The sequence below is a fragment of the Rhodoferax sp. LS1R11 genome (assembly GCF_056521395.1).
In genome coordinates this window covers 164,928-188,998 of record NZ_JBWMAW010000007.1, presented here as the reverse complement: position 1 = coordinate 188,998, position 24,071 = coordinate 164,928, and the positions used below count along the sequence as shown (strand labels likewise).

The window sequence follows — 24,071 nt, the reverse complement described above, 5'->3', positions numbered from 1 at the left end:
CGAGCGCGTTTGCTGATTGCGGGCTGGTGGGGGACTATCCCCGCTCGCGCGGGGGAACCTTGCCAGTCGTTACAAGCTGCGCATACTGTGCGGGACTATCCCCGCTCGCGCGGGGGAACCATCAATGGATTGAGGTAGAGCGCCGACACATAGGGACTATCCCCGCTCGCGCGGGGGAACCTTTTCCGGCATCTAAAGCAAGTTTGGCTAGGAGGGACTATCCCCGCTCGCGCGGGGGAACCGACACAATCACTAGGCTAGGTATGGACAGCTGGGGACTATCCCCGCTCGCGCGGGGGAACCAAGCATCGTACGCAAAGCAGGGCACAATCCACGGGACTATCCCCGCTCGCGCGGGGGAACCTGCGCAAAGCAATTTTTACTTCAACGCAAGTGGGGACTATCCCCGCTCGCGCGGGGGAACCATGCCGTCTCACGTGCTGATCCCACCCTTGCAGGGACTATCCCCGCTCGCGCGGGGGAACCGCACGCGCAACACATGAATCCTGGGTGGGTTTGGGACTATCCCCGCTCGCGCGGGGGAACCATCTCGCGTAGGTGCTGAATTCCTGTTCAAGGGGGACTATCCCCGCTCGCGCGGGGGAACCGCGTAGTAGCTGAGTCTTTGAACTCCAACCAAGGGACTATCCCCGCTCGCGCGGGGGAACCTCGATGTACGCAGCGACTGCCAAGTGATCTGTGGGACTATCCCCGCTCGCGCGGGGGAACCCATCTTGCTGCATGTACCGGCTAAGCCTGCTTGGGACTATCCCCGCTCGCGCGGGGGAACCTGGGCGCTGCTCGATGCACCGACGCAAGCAAAGGGACTATCCCCGCTCGCGCGGGGGAACCTCTTGTACACGCACTATGGCACCAGTGCGCTTGGGACTATCCCCGCTCGCGCGGGGGAACCACGACGAGAACTGATCGGCTGCTGAAAAGTTGGGGACTATCCCCGCTCGCGCGGGGGAACCGTCTGAAAATCAATTTAGTAATTTGATGGAGGGGGACTATCCCCGCTCGCGCGGGGGAACCGCAAGCAGAAGTCTGGCGAATCAAAGTGTAGAGGGACTATCCCCGCTCGCGCGGGGGAACCGGCTGGGCTTATGGGCTTGGCATCTTTGTTGGGGGACTATCCCCGCTCGCGCGGGGGAACCATAGAAGGTCGGATAGCATCCATTCGCCCAAAGGGACTATCCCCGCTCGCGCGGGGGAACCAGTTAACGGGAGTCAAAACCTAGGGTCCGCTAGGGACTATCCCCGCTCGCGCGGGGGAACCAAACCAACATCATCGGCAACCACATTGCACTCGGGACTATCCCCGCTCGCGCGGGGGAACCGCAGACACGGGGCTTGGCAAATCCCGCATGGAGGGACTATCCCCGCTCGCGCGGGGGAACCTCTTACATCTAACTCGTTGATGTGTAAGAGAAAACAGTGAAATCGACTCTAAATTTTAAAGAACATTTGCAGCTTTGCTGCGACGGGTTAACCACATTCCGTCCATTTCCACCAATTCGCGTGATGGCGTCCCAAGGTGAGCAAGCCCAACTCCACCGACTTCATTCAAGTCACGCCAAACCATCACCAAACTGCCTCTAGGCTCTTGCCCATGCCAGTCGGAAACAACATCCCATGTGCGTTCGCGAACGCCCTTGTTCATCCGCGGTGCGACAAACACATTGGGCGCAATTTCCAACATCACCGAGGCCAAAAAACCATGAAAGCGGTCAACCACATCACGCGTCACTATCATCACCAGCGCCATTGACTTCCTCCATGCGTAGTACCTGCTTGATCTTGTCAATCATCGACGGGATGACCTGCTGCTTGCGAAAGACTTGGGCCGCCTCCCAACGGACCAAACGATCCACAGTATCTTCCGCACCTTTGGACACTTGTCGGGCAGCAGTAAAGGCTATTTGCAGCGTAATTGCTTCACGATAAAGATCAGCAATGTCAAGCACAAAGGATTGCCCCGAATCTTCATGAATAAAACCCAACGGCGGCAATGCCGCCAGCGACTGCACAGCAATGGCGGCTGCCGCTTGCACGGCAGTAGCCGCGTGGTTTAACGCCTGATTGGGAATATCAGCGGCCATGGGATTAGCACGGTCATAGTGGCGCCCATTCCATTCAATTTCATGCTTGTCGGCCATCAGCTTGTACATGACCTTGACGCGAGAACCCTCAATGCCACGAAGCGTATCCAACTCACGATGTGGCAATACTTCACCCAAGCGAAGTGCATACATATGGCGCGCCACACTAATGCGGCGACGCGGATTGCCCCACAACTCGGCCTGACGCCTGGCAACGTCAGAGCGATCCGGCATCAAAGGCGGCGCAGTGTAGGTACGCACGCCATCCACACCAACAGCGGCCATCAACGTGCCGTGGCGGGCAAGCAAGCGCAAGGCATCATGCGTGACGCTACTGCCCGGTCCCAGCAAAATCATGGATACTGACTGATGCGGGATTTGATCAATTGTCGGTGTCAACGAGTTGCTGCCGCGCATGAAATGCAAGCAGCCGTCGATGACGCACAGCTCACCCCGCTCCAGCCAGAGCAATCCATGGCGGTCAGCGTGCGGAAAGCGGGCCGTTTCAAGCCCCAGACGTCCTTTAAGCATCTTTACGGCTCCGCCACATCAACCACGAGCCGAACGCAGCAAAAGCAGCCCGAAGCCAAAAGCCCGATGCCGCCCAACCCCGCGGGCAAGTAGTTCAGCAAAGGCGTGCGGGTCCGTTACGCATAGTTGCCCCGTCAACACGGCATCCGGCCCGCTGACAAGGCGGCTGTGACGCGCATCATCAGCGCTGTTTTTCTGGCTTTTCCGTGTCACACCCAGCTGCTGATAACGGGTAACGCTGGCTTCAACCAGTTCCGCGCCACCTTGCCGCGCCAACAGATCACGCAGCCACTGCACATAAACCTCGCTACGATCCAACTCACTGCCCTGCGTCTTTTCAATTGCAGCCAAAAATGCATCGCGTTCCCGACCCGTTTTTCCCTCGCGGATGATGGGGCGCACGCGCATTTCAAACCCAAGCACATGCCCCGCCGCCCACTGCGTGGGGAAAGGTCGCACGCTCATGCCGGCATGGTGGAGTGTCTGACCCAGACCCAGTGCAGCCGCCACATCGGGGTCAGCTAGAGCAATGTGTTGTGCCAATTCGCCGGCATTCAGACGGGTGTAGGCCAGCAGGCCTTGCTCGGTATCGAGATAACGAAACGGCTTCGGCGCATGTTCACCAAAGGCAGCGTGCAACAGCGCATGAAGTGCATAGCCCAGGTCGCCCTGCGAATCCAGCAAGCGATGGCGCGCGGCCCACGCTGCCAGCCGTTGCGGATCGGGCTGAGTGTGCAGCAAATAAAGAGACTCAAAACTCATGACATATTCCCTGCATTTTTAATGAGCCCTTCACGCACCGGGCGCCAACCGCCGTGTACGCCGCTGGTCCAGTTACGTTCATCACAAACATCCACCACACGGTCGCCGGGTAGTTGGCCTTCGCCATCGGGCCATTGCGCACGCAAGCCACGCGCCGCGTCGGCAAGCGGCGCAAGTTGCAGGGCATGCAAGATGGAGTCAGCATCAATCCAACCGGCCACCAAACGCCCAACGGGCAGACAGGGTTTTCGACCGATAAAAAGGGGGCGCTGGGGCCGATCCAACGCTTGGGCCACTTCGTCCAAAGTGGGGGACTCGTCGGCGGGCTCCAGTCGCAGAGCGAGCAAGGCAATGAGGTCGGCGTGGTAGTCACGGTAACGCAAATGAGGGCTGTCATAAGACGCTGCCCCGCCTCTACGCTCTTCCACTGCGCCCCATGTCGTCCAGGCTTTGTCAGCGGCACCCAGTTGAGCGGTTTGGAAATCGGCTAATCGTGAACCCGGCGCCTCCAGCCGTGCCCCCATGCGCAACCGCTCCTGCAACCGGTTGTGCAGCGCGTCATCGCCCCGATCCCAACCCAAGGCGTTGGCAATGAGCCCCGTCACCATGGAGAGCGCCGGAAAATCACGAATCACACCAAAGTTATCAATGGTTTCACCGCCAAACGCAATGAGCGGGGATGAAAGCCTGATCAGCAAATGGCGCGGCATCTTAGGCTGCCTGTGTTGGCGCGGCGCCTTGAGTGATGTAGTCCTGCACCCAGGTCGCCAAGTCGTTCAAGGACAAGCGTTGCGCATTGGGCACGGCCACTTTGTCCAAGGCCAAAAAGCGGCGATCCAGCGTGGCACCGTAAGCCTCATCCAGCTTGCCAATCTCATCCACCAACATTTGCACAGCGGCTTCGCGAATGGCGGGCTGGTTCAGTGGCAAGGCATTTTGAAAAGCGCCTGCCAGGCTGCGCGGCTGCCAGTCGCCCACCTCCACCAGCAAAAACTTGGCCCACTCAAACGGTGCGGTAGAGCCGCGCTTGGCACCGGGGCTGACGGTGGCAATCAAGTGCAGCAAATGCTGCACCACACGGCCAGCCAATTCGCGCTTCTCGGCGGGCAAAGTGTCCCAGTCTTTGGCCTTCTCGCCTTCCAGATTGGCGATCAGTTGCGGCACATCGACCACCACGTAACCGTAGTACAGACCGGAGGCCAGTTCGGTGTCAAAGATACCGGCGGAACCTTGCTCGCCCGCTTCACGCAATAAATCGTCGACCACGGTGAAGTAATCGTTCTCAACCTGCGCCTCATGAACGGTAAAAGCGTGTGCCACATACACGGCGGCATCGCGGCTGGCCAATACGTCAGACGTGACCATGCGACCGAACAGGGCGGACTCCAAACCGCTGCCGTGTTTCAAGGCCTCAATGTTTTTCTTCTCGTCTTTCAGAAATTTGGCAATGGCCGTTTTTAATGCTTTTGCTTCGATGTTCTCCTGCGCCAACTCGGCACAGCGTTTGACGAGATAGTCAATTTCAGCGTAGCCCATCAACACGGCTTGCCCTGTTTCAAGTGCTTCTTTGCCTTTTGATTCTTTGCCGCCCTTGTCCAAAAGTCCCGCATCACGCAGGCCTTCGCCAGCCGATTGCGCCAGCGCCTCAGACAAGCCCGCCTCAATCAACTTTTTCCGGATCAAGTCCAGTGTCACCCTGGATCGCACGGCCATGGGCACCCCAAGATTTGCCAGCGCGAAATGGTCATCTGCCATGCGCCAATGGCGCTTCAAACACTGGGACGAAATGCGTGTGCGAATCGCATCGCCATAAGGTAGGCGTTTGGCCAGACCCGCGTCATCGCGGTTGAGCAGCGCGCCGGGGTAGTTATGCAGGGTGTGGATTTGGATAAAACGGGGCAGATTCATGAAAACTCCTTGAGTGTTTGTTCGTTATGACTTGGATTCGGCACGGGCCAGCGCTGAAAAATAAGGGCCTGAAATTTGGAGACGTAGCTCCTCGGCCTTGGCTTGATGATTGCGCTGGCTGCTACTTTCTATAAGCACCAACTCGCCCAACTCGCGCCAGTTGGGTGCCACGCCTTTGCTCGCTAAAAGGCGCAATACGCGGGGTAACAACTGCGTGAAGGCATCACCCCGCGAAGTGAGCAATTTGGTGACGCGTGATTCAGACACCCCGGCATGTGCCAACTGCTTGCCCAGCTTTTGTTTCCCGTCATGCCCAGCCAGCGCCATGCCATGCGCAATCAAAGCCCAACGTGGCCAAGTGTCGGCGTGCCATTGCTCGGGAGATAGGCCTGCGGCCAGCAGCGCGCGTGCCAACGCCGCCAACTGGTGGGGTTGAAGCGCTTCAGGCTGAAGCCGGGCCAGTGCGGCGCGTTCGCAAGAACCCGCCCGCTGGATATGAGCCGCCAACGCACCAAATGGCTCGCGGTAAATCGGTGCATCCACTGACGAAACATGTTCGTTCGGGGTAGGGTCAAACGTGGTCACTGGTTTCCTCCTGTCGTTTCATAGTTTGTTGTCGGTAGTAACTGGCAAGCTCGGGCATTGGTGATTTGTCACTGCGAAGGCCGCCGTGAAAGCGCGATAAAGCGGCAGATTGGGCGCGGTATTTTTGGACGCCATTGCGCGGCCCGGCATTGAAGGCAATTTTCAAAATGACTTCAGCGCGTCCCGCCAAGCCCAACATCCATTGCAAACGTTGTGCAGTTGGGTCTGCGGCTTCAATTTCTTCGTTGAGGTCGTCAAAAAAACGGGCGTCTTCAGCGGTCTCAAACGGCTCAGAAAACTTGCTGGCCTTGGTCTTGTTTCCGTCGCTGCTATCACCTGACTTGCCACTGGCAAAAAGAACCGCCAAAGCCACCCACAGTAGCTTGCGCACCTCACCAATGATGGCAATGCGTTGGGTCGACAGTCGCGCCAAGGGCGCTTTCTGGTTGCTCATCAGAAGGCCCCGCACCTTGGGTGAAATCGGCACAAGGCGCTCGTGATAGCCCTCTGTTTTTCCTTGTCCACGCGTGATGCCTTGAGCAATCAAAACCAGACTCTTTTCGTTGGCCGCTTGGGCCAAATTGTGTGCAACAGGGGCTTGGAACTTGCCGCCGAACATCAACTCAGAAACCAGTTTGTAGTTAAAGCCGTTAGAGGTGATCGTGAGCGCCTTGCCACCTTCCACGTCAATCGGCGTCCAGGCGTCACCCGTCAATCCGTTCAACTCCTTCGCCGCAATGCGCGCCGCTTTGCTACCCGTGCCAATCGATGTGATCACCTCGCCCACTGTCTGCAAGCGAATGCGGCGACAAATTTCGATATAAAAAGGATCAAGGCTTGAAAACGAAAGACAACCAAGGCCGTCCCACGGGGCGAGCCAGACCAGCGCCACGCCGTCTGCACCCTGCAACCCGCGCTCTTCAACCGTCCGCTCACGCTGGGCAAGCAAAGCTATGATGTCTCGTGTCCAGCGCGCACCGTGCAGCCCAACAGCAGCTACGCCGACGCCTGGCCTGCTCGCATAGCCACGATTCATGCGTGAAATGCCGTAATTGCCAGCGCCTAAAAAGCCCTCTTGGGTTTGCAGGCTCAACAAGGCAAATAGCCAGTCTTCTGGCTGTGAACGGCGGGCACGGCTGCCTTTGACATCATGATTTTTGGAGGTCACCAGCATGTCAATTTCATCGGCTGCGAAGGCCTCAGATTTCCATTCAGCAGTGCTTCCCCCAACAACGGCCGCCTGTAGTAGTGCTGGCCGATTCGGCGGCGACACCAAGCACCAGGCGGCACTGTCCGGGTCATCGGGCGTGAGTGCGAGCAACGCATCGCGCCACTCATCAGCAGTGTCAAACGCCGCAGTTCGCTCTGCCTTGTGCAGCGCAATGGCGGCCAACTGCACCAGAAAAGCGTGCCACGGATGGCGCTGATGCGGCCGCAAGGCGGGGTAATCGCGTACCTCGTCAGCGGCGAGGGCCACGAACAGTTGCGGCAAGCTGGCAAAAACGGTGCAGCCATCACCTGCACGACGGTAGCGAATGAGCGGTTCTGTCAGCAATGAAAACTGTAATTCCGGGGCAATCGTCATATGGGTTCTCCCTGTGTTTGTTTTGTTGTGTCATGGGTCTTCAAGCGTTCCAGACCAAAACGGTTGTAGCGATAACGTGTGGCGCCCAAGGTGAACTCAAAACCTGCGTGATCTGGCAATGCGGCAATGTCGGTAGGCAACGCATCAGGGCTGACGCCTGTCGGAATTTGGTGATGGCGCAGCGCCAATTGCTTGACCTCCTGCAGAAAGGGGCCGGGCTGTGGTGGGTCAAACGTCACAAGCCGATCAGCAGCGCCAAGACGGGTCGCAATTTTTTGATCACTGTCGGGAAAAGTGACATCGCCAAACGCATCGTCGTAAGGCAAGGTATGTAGGTGACCAATCCCTTTTCGTGCGCTGGTATCACCTTCAATGGCCTGGCCAAGTTTTAGCCAGTCGCCTCCCAGTTCTTTCTCAATTGCCAGTAGCGCTTGCGGGTGCGTCGCGTGTTCGACCAACACGCGATTGTCGGCAGGTATCTGGCGGCTTGGCTGCGCTTCAATCAAACGCTTCGTGGCCTCGATCATGCGCAGGTCGGCATATACGCCGCCACCATCATGAAAGCGCCCCAAGCCGTTGCGGGCGCGCTTGAGCATGGGGGTGAGGTCGTGGCCTGCCGGTGTCAGCACCCAGGCACGCGGCTGGCGATAACCGTCAGGTCTTTCTGCGTCGGGTCGTGCATGGCGGTGCAAACGGCCTATGCGCTGGAGCAGCACGTCCATGGGGCACAAGTCGGTAATGAGCAAGTCGGCGTCAATGTCCAAACTTTGCTCCAGTGTTTGCGTGCCAATGATGACACGGCCCTCAAAGTCTTTTCGCTGTTTGCCCAATTGCGTTTCCACCGCTTGGTCAAGCAAGGGGCGGTCTTGTCGGCTGTAACGGCTGTGGTGGACGGTGCTGACGCCGTTGACTTTGAACAGCCAGTTGCCGCCTTGCGCCAGGGCCAGTTGCTCCAGTGCTCTCAAAGTGGCAACGGCTGCTGGTACGGTATTGCGCACCACCAATACGCGCGCCCCTTGCGCCGCAGCATCTGCGGCCAGCGTGGCGATACGCACCGGGTCATCCATCGCGTCCAGTGTTTTCCAGTGAACCGTTTTGTGTTGCGGGTTGCCTGCGACTTGTTGCAAGTGAACGCTAGACGCATTGCGGGAGCTGACGGCGGGGTAGGGAACAGCGCAGGCATCGGTCAACGAGGGCTGAATGACCTTCTTTTGATGCCCAATGTTGAGATAACGCGTGCGCGCCGTGGCGCCAAGAGTGGCGGAAAGCAGCATGGCTTGCCCACCTGTTTTGATGTGTGCCTGGAGCAATTTTTCCAATAGTACCGTCATGTAGGCGTCGGAGGCGTGAACCTCGTCCACCACCAGCAGGCTACGCGACAGCAGAGCGTGGCGCATGTGGGCATGCCGCACTTTGAGCGCGCCGAGCAAGGCCTGGTCGATCGTGCCCACGGCGATGGTGGCGGCCAAAAATCGTTTGGGCGATTCGGCCACCCAGCGCTGATGCGCTTTCTCGTCAGCGGGATGGTCTGGCCACTGAACTTTGAAATCTGGCAGGCTGATTTTTTCTTGCTCGTCCGCCGCTTCATAGCCCGGCAATGCACGCACAACCACGGGAGCATCGAGCGGCCAGAGGTGTTTTACCAAATCAAAAACTCGCTTGTACAGCTGCGATGCAGCGACGCGGGTGGGCAACGCAAAGTACAAGCTGTCGACCTCGCCCTTCTGAAACAGCTGAACAAAGCGCCACAACGCGGCCTCTGTTTTGCCACTACCAGTTTCTGCCTCCAGCACCACGATATTGCCCAATGACAAGTCGGCAGCGGCCAATTGCATGGGGCGGGCCTCGGCCACACCGAATGCGGCGCTGAAAACCGGCGGCTGGCTGCGCAACTCATTGCGCCAGGTGTTGACATCCAGGCCAATGGTGTTGACTGCGTAAGTGGCACGCCCTGGGGCTGTCTGGATTCGCTTTTCGCCGGGAACGGCGTATGGGAAAAATCTCTCACGCGTGTCAGACCCTAGCCAGTCAGCCAACTGAACCAGTCCTGCGAACAGATGCGCGAACGCTGGCTGGTCCGGTAACGCTCGATGACACTCGGCGAAGGCCAGCGGATAACTTTGTTTCAGACGCTCACCCATGCTTGCCATGGCGGCTGCAGGGTCGTACAGCACCGCCCCGTTTTTATCCAGCACAGGCGTCCAGATGTATTCCTTTTGTTTTGCAGGCTCTTCCCCAAGCGGACGGCCATGGTGGCTGATGCTCGCTTGCAGCAACTGACCGACGGCATCCTCACCCCAAGCCACGATTTCTGCAATGGGTAATCCAGCCGCATAGTGTTCAGCGTTGGTCACTCGCCCTGCAATCAATTCCCAGCCTTCCGGGCCATGTCCAAAGGGTGCGGTGGGCCAGTTTCCAGGCGGATGCTCAGGCAACCGCCATCGCCTTGATTGAAACCCGGCATTGGCTTTGCCAACATCATGCAAAAAGACCAGCACGGCGAGTCGCTGCAAGTCTAAATCTTCAAGTTTTCTACCGGCTGTGAGCTCCAGTGAACGGCGAACGGCAGCACATTGCGCCAGAGCCAGAAAGCACGCGGCGACGTCAGTCATGTGGTCCAGCAAAGGATGCATGCCCGTCAACTGCCCAGATTTGTCGCGCGAGAGCTTGCCCCACGCGACGAATGGCGTGGCATCAGATATGAGGACTGCCGTCGTATGACGGACTCGATTTAGTTTCATTGACAAGCCAAGTGGAAGGAGCATTCAGAACTGCCGCCACTGCTTTAGCTGTGTCAACATGAGTCAAGACATTCTGTCCCCCACCCCTGCTCACGTCTATCACCCAAATGGGGGATTCTCATCAGTTGATGACTTGGCTCAATCAACGCTATATTTACTATCAATTAAATAGCTACTCCCGCACGTCCCACCTGGGCCAGAGGCCTATTTGATACCTAACAGCCCACACCCCCGCAAAATCAGCGACACCACATGCTCGGTGGCGCGGGCGTGGTCTGGGGCGCCCCATGAGGGGCGATCCAGCACCGCGCACACCTGCACATCAAAGTCGGCGTAGGTTTGCGTGGCGGCCCAGATGGTGAAAAACAGGTGCACCGGGTCCACCGGCGCCATGCGCCCGGCGCTGATCCAGCCCTGGATCACGGCAGCCTTTGCCCGCACGGTGTCGCGCAGTTCCGTGGCGAGCAGGGCCTTGACCACGGGGGCGCCGTGCAGCAGTTCGTTGGCAAACACTTTGGAGGCAAAGGGCCGCTGCACCGACAGGGCCATCTTGTCGCGGATGTAGCGTTCTATCGCGACTTGGGGGTCGGCCCCGGGCGTGATGCCGTGGGTGGGCAGCAGCCAGTCTTCCAGCGTGCGCGCCAGCACCGTGCGGTACAGCTCCTGCTTGCTGCCAAAGTAATAGTGCAAATTGGCCTTGGGCAGGCCCGAGGCCTCGGCAATGGCGGCCATGGTGGCGCCCGCAAAACCGGCCCCGGCAAAAATGCGTTCGGCGGCCGTCAAGATCAAGGCTTCATTGGCCTGGCGAATCTGGCCTTTGGCGGTGTCGTCGGCCGCATCGGCCGGTTTGCTGGTGGAGAGTGGAATCATCATGTGAATAAAAAAGGGGCCCTATCCCCGTGTGCCCGCCTGCGCGCGGACAAGGCCCCCGATCTTGAGAAGCCAATGGCTTACTTGGCGGCGGCTTCCCACACGGCGTGCGAGTACGCGGCTTTGCCCGGGTCTTTCTTGATCACGGGGGAACTGCCCGCGGCCAGCAAGACCTTGACGGTGCGCTCATACGCGGCGGGCTCCAGGTAGCCGATCTTGGCCGTCCCGGCGTTGGTGATGAGCTTGGCCACGTTTTCCATCTGGCGTTTTTGCACCTTCTCGGAGGCGCTACCCGACATGTCGGCCGCCACCACGATCTTGGCGGCTTCCGCGGGGTTCTTCACCGCGTCGTTCCAGCCCTTGAAGGTGGCTTTGAGGAACTTGCCCATGCGTGCCACAAAGGCGGGGTCTTTGAGTTTGGACTCCAGCACGTACAGGCCGTCTTCGAGCGATGCCACACCTTCTTTTTCATAGAAGAAGGTGACCAAATCGCTCTCCTTGATGCCCGCGTCTACCACCTGCCAGTACTCGTTGTAGATCATGGTCGAGATACACGCAGCCTGGTTTTGCAGCAAGGGGTCGACGTTGAAACCCTGCTTGAGGATCTTGATGTCGGTGTCCTTGTAGCCAAGCTTGGCCATCCAGTTCAGGAACGGGTATTCGTTGCCGCCGTACCAGACGCCCAGGGTCTTGCCCTTGAAGTCTTTGGGGCTGGTCACGCCGCTGGACTTCTTGCAGGTCAGCATCAGGCCCGACTGGTTGAACACCTGCGCGATGTTGACCAGTGGCACACCGGCTTCACGCGCGGCCAGCGCATCGGGCATCCAGTTCACCACCACATCGGCTTGGTTACCGGCAATGACCTGCACTGGCGAGATGTCGGGGCCACCGGGTTTGATGGTCACATCCAGCCCCGCGTCTTTGTAATAACCCTTGCTTTGCGCCACGTAATAGCCCGCAAACTGGGCCTGCGGCAGCCACTTGAGCTGCACGGTGACCTTGTCCGCCGCGTGGGCGTGGACGCCGACGGTCGCACCACACACGGCCAGCACCGCAGCCAGCAGGCTGTTGGTGATTTTGGAAGAACGAATCATGGGGATAGCTCCTTGGGTTAAAGAAAAGAAACGGTCGTCAACTCTCACGCACCGACGGGTGCCAGAACGCGGCGCGCCGCTCCAGCGCCACCAGCACGGCGTAGGCCACAGAACCGGTGACGGCGGCCACCACGATGGCGCCCCACACCAGCGGCATGTTCATGCGCGCGGCTTCGGTTGAAATACGAAAGCCCAGGCCTTGCGTGGGCGAGCCAAAAAATTCGGCCACGATGGCGCCGATCAGGGCCAGCGTGGCATTGACCTTGAGCGCGCCAAACATGAAAGGCAGCGCGGCGGGCAGGCGCAGCGCCAGCAGGGTGCGGCTGTAGCTGGCGGCATAGCTGTACATCAGCTCACGCTCCAGCTTGCCCGAGGCCTTGAGCCCGGCCAGGGTGGACACCAGCATGGGAAAAAAGGTCATGAGCACCACCACGGCCGCCTTGGAGGGCCACTCGAACCCAAACCACATGACCGCAATCGGCGCCACCGCCACCAGCGGGATGGTGCTGGTGAGCGATGCCAGCGGCAGCAAACCGCGTTGCAAAAAGGGCAGCCGGTCAATGGCCACCGCCACGGCAAACCCGAGGCCCGAGCCCACGGCCCAGCCGATCAACACCGCCTTGAGTACGGTCTGCACAAAGTCACCCCATAGCGTGGGCCAGTGGCTGGCCAGGGACTGCACGATCAGGCTCGGCGGCGGCAACAGCACGCGGGGCACCTCCAAGGCCACCACCAGCAGCTGCCAGAAATAGAGCACCCACACGCCAAACAAGGCAGCAGTCAGCAGGCCGTACACCCGCGCACCATCCAGCGCCGCCATGCGCCGGATGGACTGCACGGCCAGCACCGCCAGCGCCACCGTGGCGAGCCAGAACAAGGGGCTGGGCGGCGCCTCGCCAGCAGCGGCAGGTAGTTGCATCAGCGCCGCGCCCGCCGCCAGGCCCGCCAGCACCAGCCCGAGGGTCATGGACGTCGCGCGCTTCATGGCTGACTCCTGTGGCGCAGTGCCAACCGTTCGACAAGGGCTACCACGCTAGTGAGCGCCAACCCCAGCATGGCCGACATCACCAGCGCCGACCAGATTTGCACCGTGTTGCCGTAGTAGGAACCGGTCAGCAGGCGCGCACCCAGGCCCGCCACGGCACCCGTGGGCAGCTCGGCCAACATGGCGCCCACCAGCCCGGCCGCAATGCCCACCCGCAGCGCAGGAAACAAAAACGGCAGGGCCGCAGGCAGGCGCAGCAGCCACAAAGCCTGCCAGCGCGACGCGGCGTAGGTGTGCATCATCTCGGTCTCGATGCGCTGCGGCGAGCGCAGCCCCTGCACCATGGCGACCGTGACCGGGAAGAAGCACAGGTACATGGCAATCACCGCCTTGGGCGCCACACCGGCAAACCCCAGGCTGCCCAAAATCACCAGCACGATGGGCGCAATGGCCAGCACCGGCACGGTTTGCGACGCCACGATCCAGGGCAGCAAAGCCCGGTCCAGCGTGCGCGAATGAACAATGCACACCGACAGCACCAGCCCCAGCGCGGTGCCCATCACAAAGCCCCACAACGTGGACTCCGCCGTGACGGCGACATGAAACAACAGGTTGCGCGGGGAGTCCAGTGGCCAGTCCACCAGGCTGGACCACAAGTCCAGCGCAACCTGGTGCGGCGCGGGCATGAGCGGCCGCTCCATGGACATGGTGGCGCCCAGCAGGTCGCGCCAGGTCCAGGCGGTGTCTTGCGGCAACACGCGCTCGATCGCGCCCGGGGCGTTGAGCCACCAGGCCAGACCGTACCAGAGCAGCAGCACCGCCACCAGCATGACCAGCACCGGCACGCCTTGCCGCTGGAACCGCGCCAGGCCGAGCGGGAACGACAAAGCTTCAGTCATGGTGGCCATCAGCCAGGGCCTCGCGCACGGCGTGCGCCACTTCAATGAACGCGGGGGTGTCGCGCAGCCCCAGATAACGCGCATCGGGCAGAGGTGAATCGATCACCCGCGCGATGCGGCCCGGGCGCGGCGACATCACCACAATGCGGGTGGCCAGGTACACGGCTTCGGAAATGGAGTGGGTGACAAACACCACCGTGCGCCGCTCGCGCTGCCACAGTTGCTGCAACTGCTCGTTGAGCCGGTCGCGCGTGATCTCGTCCAGCGCCCCAAAAGGCTCGTCCATCATCAAAATCTTCGGTTCGAACGACAGGGCGCGGGCAATCGACACCCGCTGCTGCATGCCGCCGGACAACTGCCAGGGGTACTTGCCCTCAAAACCGGTCAGCCCCACCCGCGCCAGTTGCTCCAGCGCGATGGCCTTGCTCTCGGCTTTGGAGCGACCCTGTATCTGCAAGGGCAAGGTGACATTGCCCAGCACGGTGCGCCACGGGAACAGCGCGGGCGCCTGAAACACATAGCCGTAGGCGCGCGCCAGGCGGGCCTCATGCGGCGTCACGCCGTTGACCAGCACCTGACCGGCGCTGATTTTCTCCAGGTCGGCAATCACGCGCATGAGGGTGGTCTTGCCGCAGCCCGAGGGGCCGATCAGCGCCACAAACTCGCCCTCTGTAATCTCCAGGTCGATGTCACTGAGGGCATGCACCGGCGAATCGGCCGTCTGGTAAATAACGCTGGCGTTGCGGACTTCAACCGCCAGCCGCGTACGGGCCTGGACAGCCGCAGAGGGCGATGACGACGGTGCAGAATATTTCATTGACACGCGATAAGTAGGGTGGACCGCACCACGACAGGGCGTCAAGTCCAGGAAGCTAACCAATTGGTCAACTTATTCTACCGACGCATGCCAGTTTCGTGCCAGCAATCTCGTCAGGGTTTGTACCCTGTCGGCCCTCTAGACAATCGCCCGGTTGGCGGCGAAACGCTGCTCCATCTCGCGGCGCATCTGCTTGCGCACTTCAGCGGCGGCATGGCGGCGCCGTTCCAGATCGGTGGTGGGCGTCCAGGGCGTCACGGGAATGGGCTTGCGGTCATCGCCCACGGCCACCATCGTGAAGAAGCAGCTGTTGACGTGGCGCACCTCACGGGTGCGAATGTTCTCCGCAATCACCTTGATGCCGATCTCCATCGACGAGGTGCCCGTGTGGTTGACGGCAGCCAGAAACGTCACCAGCTCGCCCACGTGGATGGGCTGGCGGAACATGACCTGGTCCACCGTGAGCGTGACCACGTAGCGCCCGGCATAACGGCTGGCGCAGGCGTAGGCCACCTGGTCGAGCAGCTTGAGGATGGTGCCGCCGTGGACGTTGCCGGAGAAGTTGGCCGTGTCGGGGGTCATCAACACCGTCATGGAGAGTTGGTGTGCGGGGAGATCCATCAACAGGCCTTCGCAAAATTCGGTTTTTTCATCCGGCGACTGTACTAAAGATTGACCGGCCGGTTCAACGGTCCAGCGCCGGGCGCTTGGGGTTGAACTGCCAGCCGGGCATCAGGTACTGCATGGCCGCCGCGTCATCCCGCGAACCCAGGCCGTGTTGTTTGTAGAGCTGGTGCGCTTTTTCCACTTCGACCATGTCCAGTTCCACCCCCAGGCCGGGCTTCTTGGGCACCTGCACGTGGCCACCCACGATTTGCAGCGGCTCCTTGGTCAGGCGCTGGCCGTCTTGCCAGATCCAGTGCGTGTCAATCGCGGTCACGCGGCCCGGCGCGGCAGCGCCCACCTGGGTGAACATGGCCAGCGACACGTCAAAGTGGTTGTTGGAATGCGAGCCCCAGGTCAGCCCCCAGTCGCGGCAGGTTTGCGCCACGCGCACCGAACCGGCCATGGTCCAGAAATGCGGGTCGGCCAGCGGAATGTCCACCGACTGCAACGAGAGCGCGTGGGTCAGCTGGCGCCAGTCGGTGGCGATCATGTTGGTGGCCGTGGGCAGGCCGGTGGCGCGACGGAACTCGGCCATCACCTCACGGCCGGAAAAGCCGTCTTCGGCACCGCACGGGTCTTCGGCATAGGCCACCACGCCGCGCATGTCACGCATCAGGCGAATGGCGTCCTTGAGCAACCAGCCGCCGTTGGGGTCCAGCGTGACACGGGCTTCAGGAAAGCGCGCGTGCAGGGCCTGGATGGCTTCGACTTCTTCGTCCCCGCGCAGCACGCCGCCTTTGAGCTTGAAGTCGTTGAACCCATAGCGCTCGTGCGCGGCTTCGGCCTGGCGCACGATGGCCTCAGGCGTGAGGGCCACCTCGTGGCGCACGCGCGACCAGGCGTTGTCAGCCCCGGGCTCGCTGTTGTAGGGCAGGTCGGTTTTGGTGCGGTCACCCACGTAGAACAGGTAGCCCAACATCTCCACCGCATCACGCTGCTGGCCTTCGCCCAGCAGCGCGGCCACGGGCACGCCCAGGTGCTGACCCAGCAGGTCGAGCAGTGCGGATTCGATGGCCGTGACGGCGTGGATGGTGGTGCGCAGGTCAAACGTTTGCTGGCCGCGCCCGCCGGAATCCCGGTCGGCAAACTGCTGTTGCACTTGCTGCAGCACGCGCTGGTGCGCGCCAATGGGCTGGCCCACCACCAAAGCGCGGGCGTCCTCCAGCGTCTGGCGAATCTTCTCGCCCCCGGGCACCTCACCCACACCGGTATTGCCCGCGTTGTCGGTGAGGATCAGGATATTGCGCGTGAAAAAGGGACCGTGCGCGCCGCTCAGGTTCATGAGCATGCTGTCGCGGCCCGCAACGGGGATGACGCGCAATTCAGTGATGACGGGGGTGGAGGTGTTCATGAGATGGTCCAGATGGATAGAAAATACCATCGATGGTAGCGCTACCGTTTGGACTGTCAAGTACGTAGTAGCCCCCATGACGAGTCTGTGGTGCAGGGATTACGCACTCCCCCGCTCCACCATCGAAAACCCCACGTCCACCACCTTCTCTTCTACCGCCCGCCCTTCCGCGCAATCGACGATGAACCGGGCCGCCTGACGGCCAATCGCGTTCGCGTCAATGTGCACGGTGGTCAAGGCCGGGTGCAGGTCGGCGGCAAACTCCAGGTCACCGAAGCCGACCACGGCGATCTGGCTCGGCACGGCCAACCCGCGGGCCTGCGCCTCGGTCATGACGCCCAGCGCCAGCAGGTCGGAGCTGCAGAACACGGCGTCCAGATCGGGGTGGGTTTGCAGCAATTCGTTGAGTGCGCGGCGGCCGCTTTTGAGCGTGGTGGGCGCGGGCACGGTGACCAGCGGCACCTCGGGCAGGCCCGCGGCGCGGGCGGCGGCCTGAAACGCCTGGTGGCGGCGGGTGGAGCGTTCGTCGTCACCCGCAATCACGGCGAGGCGACGGCGGCCTTTGGCATACAGAAAATCAAGCACGGCACGGCCGACATCCACATGCGAGAAGCCGACCAGCATGTCCAGCGGCGTGGGCGTGAGGTCCCAGGTTTCGACCACCGGAATGCCGGAGGCCAGCAGGCGCTTGCGGCCCTCGGGCGAATGCATGATGCCGGTGAGCACGATGCCCGCCGGGCGGCGGCCGATGATGGCGTCGAGCAGCGCGTCTTCGCGCGAGTCCACGTAGCCGCTCTGGCCCAGCATGAGCTGGTAGCCGTGTTCGGCCAGGGCCTCGGTGAGGGACTGGATGGTTTGCAGGAACACGGGCCCGGCAATGGTCGGCACCACGGCGGCCACCAGGCGGCTGCGCGTGGAGGCCAGGCCGCCGGCCATGCGATTGGCCACGTAGCCCGTGCTGGCGACGGCGTCCGTCACCTTTTTGAGCACCTCGGCCGAGACCTGTTGGGGCGTGTTCAGGGCACGCGAGGCCGTGATGGGCGCCACCCCGGCGAGCCGGGCGACGTCGTGCAGGGTGACGGCGCCGCTGCCCTTGCGGGCGCGTTTGGCAGGCGGATTCGGGGGAGTCATCCGCGGATTCTAGGCGGCGGCTCCTCGCGCCTCGGCCAGCGTCACATACCAGTCCAGACAGCCCGGGTTGGCCATGGCGTCGCGGTTGACGACCTTCTCGAGGGGCTGGCCCAGCAGCAGCTTCTTGATGGGCAACTCCTGCTTTTTGCCCGAGAGGGTGCGGGGAATCTCCGCCACCTGAAAAATCTCGTTGGGCACAAAGCGCGGCGACAGGGCGGTCTTAATGGCGTCCACCAGTTTGGCGCGCACGGCATCATCCAGCGCCAGGCCTTCGCGCAGCACCACAAAAAGCGGCATGTAGCTTTCGCGCCCCAGGTATTCAAGGTCCACCACCATCGAGTCCAGCACCTCGGGCAGCGCTTCCACCGCGCTGTAGAGTTCGCTGGTGCCCATGCGCAGGCCGTGGCGGTTGATGGTGGCGTCGCTGCGGCCATAGATGATGCAGCCGCCGTGGCGCCCGACCTTGAGCCAGTCGCCATGCCGCCAGACGCCGGGGTACATATCGAAGTAGCTCGACAGGTAACGCTTGTTACCTTCGTCGCCCCAAAAATACAGCGGCATGCTGGGAATGGGCTGGGTGCAGACCAGCTCGCCCACCTCGTCCATCACCGGCAGGCCTTGCTCGCTCCAGGCCTGCACGGCGCAGCCGAGCAGGCGGCATTGCATCTCGCCGGGAACCAGGGGCAACTCGCGGTTGCCACCAATGAACGCCCCGGCAAAGTCGGTGCCGCCCGAGATGTTGCACCACCAGATGTCGTCCCCGCCCTGCCCCGCCGCGCGGCGCAGCTGGCGAAACTGCCCGGTGCCCCAGGTTTGGGCCTCAATGCCCAGGGGCGAGCCGGTGCTGCCGAGCGCGCGAATGCGGGACAGGTCGCCGCAGGTACGCAGGTCCAGTCCGGTCTTCTGGCAGTTGGCAAAAAAAGCGGCGCCCGCGCCAAAAAACGTGACGCGCGTATCGGCGGCAAAGCGCCACAGCGTGGACCAGTCGGGGGCGATCTTGTGACCCGCAGCGTCCACCGTGGGGCCGCCCGGGCTGCCATCAAAAATGCAGCAGGTGGCGCCGCTGAGCAGGCCGCTGAGCTGGGCGTTCCACATCACCCAGCCGGTGGAGCTGTACCAGTGGTAGCGCTCGCCCAGGCTGTTGGGGTGGTAGCTGCAGCCCACGTCGTTGTGCAGGGTCTTGAGGGCCAGTGCCACCACGAGGGTGCCGCCATGGCCGTGCACGATGGGCTTGGGCAGGCCGGTGGTGCCGCTGGAGTAAACAATCCACAGCGGGTGGTCAAACGGCAGCCAAAGTGGTTCAAACGCGGCCGTTTCAGCATCATTTCGGGCTGTAGCCTCCGTCAACAGTGCGGGAGTAGCTATTGTTTGTATAGCAGCCAGATCCAACCCCAGGTTGCTGTGCAGGATCAGGTGCTGCACCGTGGGCAGTGCCGCGCACAGCTCGGCCACCACGGCGGTGCGGTCCAGGTCGCGCCCGCCGTAGGTGACGCCGTCGCAGGCAATCAGCACCTTGGGCTCGATTTGCTTGAAACGGTCCAGCACCGCGTGTGTGCCCATGTCGGGCGCGCAAATGCTCCACACACCGCCGATGCTGACGGTGGCCAGAAAAGCCACCATGGCCTCGGGAATGTTGGGCAGGTAAGCGGCCACCCGGTCGCCGGGCTGCACGCCTTGCGCGCGCAGGTGCAAGGCCAGCGAGGCCACTTGGCGGCGCAGCTCGGGCCAGCTCATCTCGCGGGCCGCCTCGGTGCCCAGGCTTTTTTCATTGTGACTGACGAGGGCCGGACAACCCGCGCTATCGGCCGCGTCGACATGCCGGAACACCTGCTGCGCGTAGTTGACCTGGGCGCCCACAAACCATGTCGTACCGGGCATCGGGGCGCCATCGCACACCACCCGGTGCGGCGTGGGCGACTGCAGGTCAAAGTAGTCCCAGATGCTTTGCCAGTAGGCGTTCAGGTCGGTGGTTGACCAGCGCCACAACGCGTCGTAGGACTCAAACGTGAGGCCGCGGTGTTCACGCAACCAGTCTTGATAGAGGGTGATTTGGGGCACAAAGGGCGCTTGCAAAATGTCCATCCAAGCATGATGGCATGAAGCCCGAACCAGGCGTGACAACCCTGAGACAGCCGCCCTCCTCGCGCTTGTTTATAGTGATTGCCAATCAACTTGTGGAAACCCCATGCGCATCTGGAAAAAACCGATCTCCGTGGCAGAACTCACCGCCATCCACGTCAACACCGCGGGGGAACACCTGGGCCTGGAATTTCTGGAGGTGGGTGACGACTTCATTCGCGCCCGCGTGCCGGTGGACAAACGCACCATCCAACCGTATGGCCTGCTGCACGGCGGCGTGAGCGTGGTGCTGGCAGAAACCCTGGGCTCCTGCGGTGCCGCCTACGCCAGCCCGGAAGGCCACCGCGCCGTGGGGCTGGACATCAACGCCAACCACATCAAGGGCGCGACCAGCGGCTGGGTCACCGGCATCACCCGCCCGGTGCACATCGGCCGCACCACGCAGGTCTGGCAGATTGACCTGCGCAACGACGCGGGCGAGCTCACCTGCGTCTCGCGCATCACGATGGCGGTGCTGGCACCGCGTTAAGAAAAAAATCAGCCTCTAGCCCAGGCAGGACGGGCGCATATAGCTATCAAATAAATAGCGCCTTCCAACCCCTCAATCCGCGTTGGCGCTGGCCAGCCGTTCGCTCTTCCAGTACACGTCGTCCCCCACCGTGCCGTCGGTGCGGTGGCGGTTGAGCACACGGGACAGCACGAACATCAGGTCGGAGAGGCGGTTGAGGTACTGGCGCGGCGTGTCTTTCAACGCTTCTTCATTGCCCAGCGCCACGACCGACCGCTCGGCCCGGCGGGCAATGGTGCGGCACACATGGGCCAAAGAGGCAGCGCGGGTGCCGGCCGGCAGGATGAATTCCTGCAGGCGGGGCAAATGCTCGTTGTGCTCGGCCAGGGCGTCGTCCAGTGCCAGCACGGCTTCGGGCTTGAGCAGCTCGAAGCCGGGAATGGACAACTCGCCGCCCAGGTTGAACAACTGGTGCTGAATCTCGACCAGCAGCGTTCGCACTGGGGCGGGCATGTCCTCACACAGCAGCACACCGATGTTGGAGTTCAGTTCGTCCACCTCGCCCATGGCATGCACACGCAGGCTGTTTTTGGAGACGCGGGTGTTGTCCCCCAGGCCGGTGGTGCCGTTGTCACCCGTGCGCGTGGCAATTTGTGTCAGTCGTTGTCCCATGAGAAGGCTCCTTAGTTGCGGTGATTGTCACGGCATTTTTCACCTGAACCATCTCGGCCACGATGGAGACCGCAATCTCGGCGGGTGTTTTGGCACCCAGCGCCAAGCCCACCGGCCCATGCAATCGGTCCAACTCTTGGGCGCTCAAGCCAAAGTGCTCGGCCAGGCGTTGCTTGCGCACGTCCTGGTTGCGCCGCGAACCCAGGGCGCCGACATAAAACGCATTGGACTGCAAGGCTTCCAGCAAGGCCATGTCATCGAGCTTGGGGTCGTGCGTGAGGGCCACGATGGCGGTGTGGTCGTCGGGCACCATCTCGCGCACGACATCGTCGGGCATGCCTTCAACCCGGCGCACACCCGGCAGCCGGGTCAGACTCGCCTCCAGCGTGACGGCGTATTCGTCACGCGGGTCACACACCAGCACCTCGAAGTCGAGCATGGTGGCCATCTGCGCCACCGCCTGTGACAACTGCCCGGCGCCAATCAACAACAGGCGCCATTTGGGGCCAAACACGGTGCTCAAGGTCGAACCATCAAACTGCAAGGTCTGCCCGCGCACCGCGCTGGCGAGCTGAACTGCGCCACTGACCAGGGTGAGCGTGCGCGCCACCAACTGGTGGTCGGCCGTGCGGGCCAGCAGCTCCTCAAGCCAGGCGGTGTCCCCCAAGGGCTCCTGCACCAGGCGCAAGGTGCCACCGCAGGGCAGGCCAAAGCGGGTGGCTTCATCCTTGGTCACGCCGTAGGTGATCATGGCGGGCTTCTGCAGCGCCGGGCAACCATCGCTCATTTTCAGGAAGGTCGCTTTGGTGCGGGCAATCAAGTCGTCTTCCACACAACCGCCGGACACCGAACCACTCACCACACCGTCGTCGCGCACCGCCAGCAGCGCGCCGGGCGGCCGTGGCGCACTGCCCCAGGTTTGCACCACGGTCACCAGCGTCACCGCATGGCTGGCCTGGCGCCAGGCCAGCGCATCGGCCAACACATTGAGATCCAGACTTTCCATCACGCCCCCTTTTGATTGCCTGCCGCACGGTTGCGCAGGGTAAAGAAACCGCGGTACAGCGCCACGCTCACCACCATGCCCCAGGTCATGCCGACAAACATGCTGCCCAGCATGGCGGGCAAGGAGCTCACGCCCCGCTCCGCCTGCCAGCGCGCCAGCCACAGGGCGCCCGTGGTCATGCCCACCAGCATCCAGCCCGAGCACATCACGTTCTGAAAAAACAGGGAGCACAGGTAGCGCCCGCAATGCGAACGCAGCAGCCGCAAACTGGGGATGGCCAGCAAGCCGCCGACCAGCATGCCCACGTGCATGCCCGGCAAAAACTCGATGTGCAGACGCAGGCTGTCCATGAAGCCGAGCGCGGTCGTCTGCGCGCACAGGCTGTCCAGCCGCGCCGGGCCCGCATTCGCCAGGTCATACAACAGGCCCAGCAGCATGCCGCCAAAACCGAGCGACAACATGACGTGGGGCGGCGACAAACCCGCGCGCTGCGGGCGTATCCAGGCCAGCGCGGCGCAGCCCAAACCGACGGCCACCAGCGACCCGGCGATCAGCATGAACTGCCCGCCCTGCACAGCCGGTGAGGGCTGGCGCAACAACCACAGCGTGACGGCCACCACCGTCACCAACACAATGGGCGTGATGACCGACGAGCCGATGCTGCGGGCGATCCAGTGCGGTTGCGTAGTCATGTTCATCGTTGGAAAAATCATCTGAAAAATGTTATTCGGGTAAACCCGATAGAGACAGAAACATAACCCTGCAATTCATTCAAGCGCCAAACGAAAGCCGCACAAGCCGGGTATTTTTCGATTACAAACCGGAGCAGGCGCCGACTTTAGTTGTCGTTTGCGCGTCGCAACCGGCGCATGAACGAAGCGCGCCTGGGATGCATGAGCATCCGTTTTGATTCACGAGAGTGGTCCATACCGATCGCTCAGAATCGCCACCGGAAAACCAGATGACCAACTGCCCTGTCTCCAAATCCGCCCTGCCTCCGTCAAGCTCCTGGCTCTACCTGCTGGAACGGTTTGACGTCGGTGTGGTCCACCTCAGTCTTGACCTGCAAGTCATCGGCATGAACGACTACGCGCGGCGCAGCCTGCCGGTGGACGAGAAGCTGCCGTTTGGCAAACTGGTGACCGACTTCCACCCGGAGGCGGCCAAGGCCAAGGTGAAGTTTTTGCTGGGGCAAGCCGAGTGCCCGGTCAACAACGCGCCCCCCATGGCGATGATGATCAACATCCCCGAGCGCATGCTGCTCATCAAGGTGTCCAAGATTGGCGACGCGCAAGGCCAGACCACGGGCTACACGCTGGTGTTTTATGACATCACCGAGGTGGTGAGCCAGGAGGCCGATGGCAGCGCCACGCGCAAGACGACCGAGCCCGGCGAAAAGCGATTGCTGCGCAAGATTCCCACCATCAAACAGAACCGCGTGCTGCTGGTGGACGTGCCCAGTGTCTCGTTCATCCGCTCGGAGGGGCACTACACCTGGGTGCACACCAGCCAGGGCTGCCAGTTCTGCAACCTCACCATCGGTGACCTGGAAAGCCGGCTCGACCCGCACCTGTTTTTGCGCGTGCACCGCAGCTACATCGTCAACCTGTCGCATGTGGACGAGATCGTGCGCGACGATGGCCGCATGACGTTGCGCATGATGGGCTCCACCCCGGTGGAGATTCCGGTGTCACGCGCCAGCGCACCGAAACTGCTGGAGCAGTTGGGGTTGACGGATGGGGTGTCGGCCAAAATCTGACGCGGGGGTTGTCCCACGAG

At 61.9% G+C, this 24,071-nt stretch carries 22 protein-coding genes and 1 CRISPR repeat array (1 of these 23 only partly in view); of the genes, 2 read left to right on the top strand and 20 right to left on the bottom strand.

The window, feature by feature from the left end; genetic code table 11:
• Positions 1 to 1,401: direct repeats of the CRISPR family, unit length 29 nt; unit sequence GGGACTATCCCCGCTCGCGCGGGGGAACC (it extends 1,984 nt beyond the left edge of the window).
• Positions 1,402 to 1,456: 55 nt separating this feature from the next.
• The 17 genes from cas2e to AC097N_RS10945 form a co-directional block, all read right to left on the bottom strand.
• Positions 1,457 to 1,768, bottom strand: a complete 312-nt coding sequence (gene cas2e, locus AC097N_RS11025; RefSeq protein WP_479581061.1) for a type I-E CRISPR-associated endoribonuclease Cas2e — start codon at positions 1,766 to 1,768, stop codon at positions 1,457 to 1,459.
• Entirely contained in the window at positions 1,740 to 2,633 is an 894-nt protein-coding gene (gene cas1e, locus AC097N_RS11020; RefSeq protein WP_479581060.1) for a type I-E CRISPR-associated endonuclease Cas1e, read from the bottom strand. The genes cas2e and cas1e overlap by 29 nt, the downstream gene beginning before the upstream one ends.
• 18 nt (positions 2,634 to 2,651) lie before the next feature.
• Positions 2,652 to 3,395, bottom strand: a complete 744-nt coding sequence (cas6e, locus tag AC097N_RS11015) for a type I-E CRISPR-associated protein Cas6/Cse3/CasE (RefSeq protein ID WP_479581059.1) — start codon at positions 3,393 to 3,395, stop codon at positions 2,652 to 2,654.
• Positions 3,392 to 4,105 (bottom strand): type I-E CRISPR-associated protein Cas5/CasD, encoded by a 714-nt coding sequence (cas5e, locus tag AC097N_RS11010; RefSeq protein ID WP_479581058.1) that lies wholly within the window; start codon positions 4,103 to 4,105, stop codon positions 3,392 to 3,394. The genes cas6e and cas5e overlap by 4 nt, the downstream gene beginning before the upstream one ends.
• A 1-nt stretch (position 4,106) precedes the next feature.
• Positions 4,107 to 5,303 (bottom strand): type I-E CRISPR-associated protein Cas7/Cse4/CasC, encoded by a 1,197-nt coding sequence (cas7e, locus tag AC097N_RS11005; protein ID WP_479581057.1) that lies wholly within the window; start codon positions 5,301 to 5,303, stop codon positions 4,107 to 4,109.
• A gap of 24 nt (positions 5,304 to 5,327) precedes the next feature.
• Entirely contained in the window at positions 5,328 to 5,888 is a 561-nt protein-coding gene (gene casB / locus AC097N_RS11000; RefSeq protein ID WP_479581056.1) for a type I-E CRISPR-associated protein Cse2/CasB, read from the bottom strand.
• On the bottom strand, positions 5,875 to 7,473 hold the full coding sequence (locus tag AC097N_RS10995) for a type I-E CRISPR-associated protein Cse1/CasA (RefSeq protein ID WP_479581055.1): 1,599 nt from the start codon (positions 7,471 to 7,473) through the stop codon (positions 5,875 to 5,877). Before AC097N_RS10995 ends, casB begins: the two co-directional genes overlap by 14 nt.
• Complete coding sequence (cas3, locus tag AC097N_RS10990) at positions 7,470 to 10,214, bottom strand: CRISPR-associated helicase Cas3' (protein ID WP_479581054.1); 2,745 nt, start codon at positions 10,212 to 10,214, stop codon at positions 7,470 to 7,472. Before cas3 ends, AC097N_RS10995 begins: the two co-directional genes overlap by 4 nt.
• A 204-nt stretch (positions 10,215 to 10,418) precedes the next feature.
• A complete protein-coding gene (locus AC097N_RS10985; RefSeq protein WP_479581053.1) occupies positions 10,419 to 11,084 on the bottom strand; it encodes a TetR family transcriptional regulator C-terminal domain-containing protein in 666 nt (221 codons plus the stop codon).
• Positions 11,085 to 11,164: 80 nt separating this feature from the next.
• Positions 11,165 to 12,178: an ABC transporter substrate-binding protein gene (locus AC097N_RS10980; RefSeq protein WP_479581052.1), complete on the bottom strand. Its 1,014-nt coding sequence runs from the start codon at positions 12,176 to 12,178 to the stop codon at positions 11,165 to 11,167.
• A 37-nt stretch (positions 12,179 to 12,215) separates the two neighbouring features.
• Positions 12,216 to 13,163, bottom strand: coding sequence for an ABC transporter permease (locus AC097N_RS10975; protein WP_479581051.1), 948 nt, complete (start codon positions 13,161 to 13,163; stop codon positions 12,216 to 12,218).
• Complete coding sequence (locus tag AC097N_RS10970; protein ID WP_479581050.1) at positions 13,160 to 14,062, bottom strand: ABC transporter permease; 903 nt, start codon at positions 14,060 to 14,062, stop codon at positions 13,160 to 13,162. The genes AC097N_RS10975 and AC097N_RS10970 overlap by 4 nt, the downstream gene beginning before the upstream one ends.
• On the bottom strand, positions 14,055 to 14,879 hold the full coding sequence (locus tag AC097N_RS10965; RefSeq protein WP_479581049.1) for an ABC transporter ATP-binding protein: 825 nt from the start codon (positions 14,877 to 14,879) through the stop codon (positions 14,055 to 14,057). Before AC097N_RS10965 ends, AC097N_RS10970 begins: the two co-directional genes overlap by 8 nt.
• Before the next feature lie 138 nt (positions 14,880 to 15,017).
• Positions 15,018 to 15,500, bottom strand: a complete 483-nt coding sequence (locus AC097N_RS10960; RefSeq protein WP_479581048.1) for an acyl-CoA thioesterase — start codon at positions 15,498 to 15,500, stop codon at positions 15,018 to 15,020.
• Positions 15,501 to 15,564: 64 nt separating this feature from the next.
• Positions 15,565 to 16,896, bottom strand: coding sequence for a glucarate dehydratase (gudD, locus tag AC097N_RS10955; RefSeq protein ID WP_479581047.1), 1,332 nt, complete (start codon positions 16,894 to 16,896; stop codon positions 15,565 to 15,567).
• 99 nt (positions 16,897 to 16,995) lie between these two features.
• Complete coding sequence (locus AC097N_RS10950) at positions 16,996 to 18,027, bottom strand: LacI family DNA-binding transcriptional regulator (RefSeq protein ID WP_479581046.1); 1,032 nt, start codon at positions 18,025 to 18,027, stop codon at positions 16,996 to 16,998.
• 9 nt (positions 18,028 to 18,036) lie between these two features.
• Positions 18,037 to 20,109, bottom strand: coding sequence for an acetoacetate--CoA ligase (locus AC097N_RS10945; RefSeq protein WP_479581045.1), 2,073 nt, complete (start codon positions 20,107 to 20,109; stop codon positions 18,037 to 18,039).
• Between the two features lie 103 nt (positions 20,110 to 20,212).
• On the opposite strand from AC097N_RS10945, the gene AC097N_RS10940 reads away from it, so the two are divergent.
• Positions 20,213 to 20,635: a hotdog fold thioesterase gene (locus tag AC097N_RS10940; RefSeq protein ID WP_479581044.1), complete on the top strand. Its 423-nt coding sequence runs from the start codon at positions 20,213 to 20,215 to the stop codon at positions 20,633 to 20,635.
• Positions 20,636 to 20,707: 72 nt separating this feature from the next.
• On the opposite strand, the gene AC097N_RS10935 is transcribed toward AC097N_RS10940, so the two are convergent.
• From AC097N_RS10935 to AC097N_RS10925, 3 genes are read right to left on the bottom strand one after another with little or no spacing between them, the layout of a single operon-like run.
• Entirely contained in the window at positions 20,708 to 21,286 is a 579-nt protein-coding gene (locus AC097N_RS10935) for a cob(I)yrinic acid a,c-diamide adenosyltransferase (RefSeq protein ID WP_479581043.1), read from the bottom strand.
• A complete protein-coding gene (locus AC097N_RS10930) occupies positions 21,246 to 22,292 on the bottom strand; it encodes an XdhC family protein (protein WP_479581042.1) in 1,047 nt (348 codons plus the stop codon). Before AC097N_RS10930 ends, AC097N_RS10935 begins: the two co-directional genes overlap by 41 nt.
• Entirely contained in the window at positions 22,292 to 22,984 is a 693-nt protein-coding gene (locus AC097N_RS10925) for a hypothetical protein (RefSeq protein WP_479581041.1), read from the bottom strand. Before AC097N_RS10925 ends, AC097N_RS10930 begins: the two co-directional genes overlap by 1 nt.
• Before the next feature lie 269 nt (positions 22,985 to 23,253).
• Between AC097N_RS10925 and AC097N_RS10920 the strand changes: the two genes are divergently transcribed.
• Positions 23,254 to 24,051 carry a LytTR family DNA-binding domain-containing protein gene (locus AC097N_RS10920; RefSeq protein ID WP_479581040.1) on the top strand — a complete coding sequence of 266 codons (798 nt, stop codon included), beginning with the start codon at positions 23,254 to 23,256 and terminating at the stop codon, positions 24,049 to 24,051.
• Positions 24,052 to 24,071: the final 20 nt, after the last annotated feature.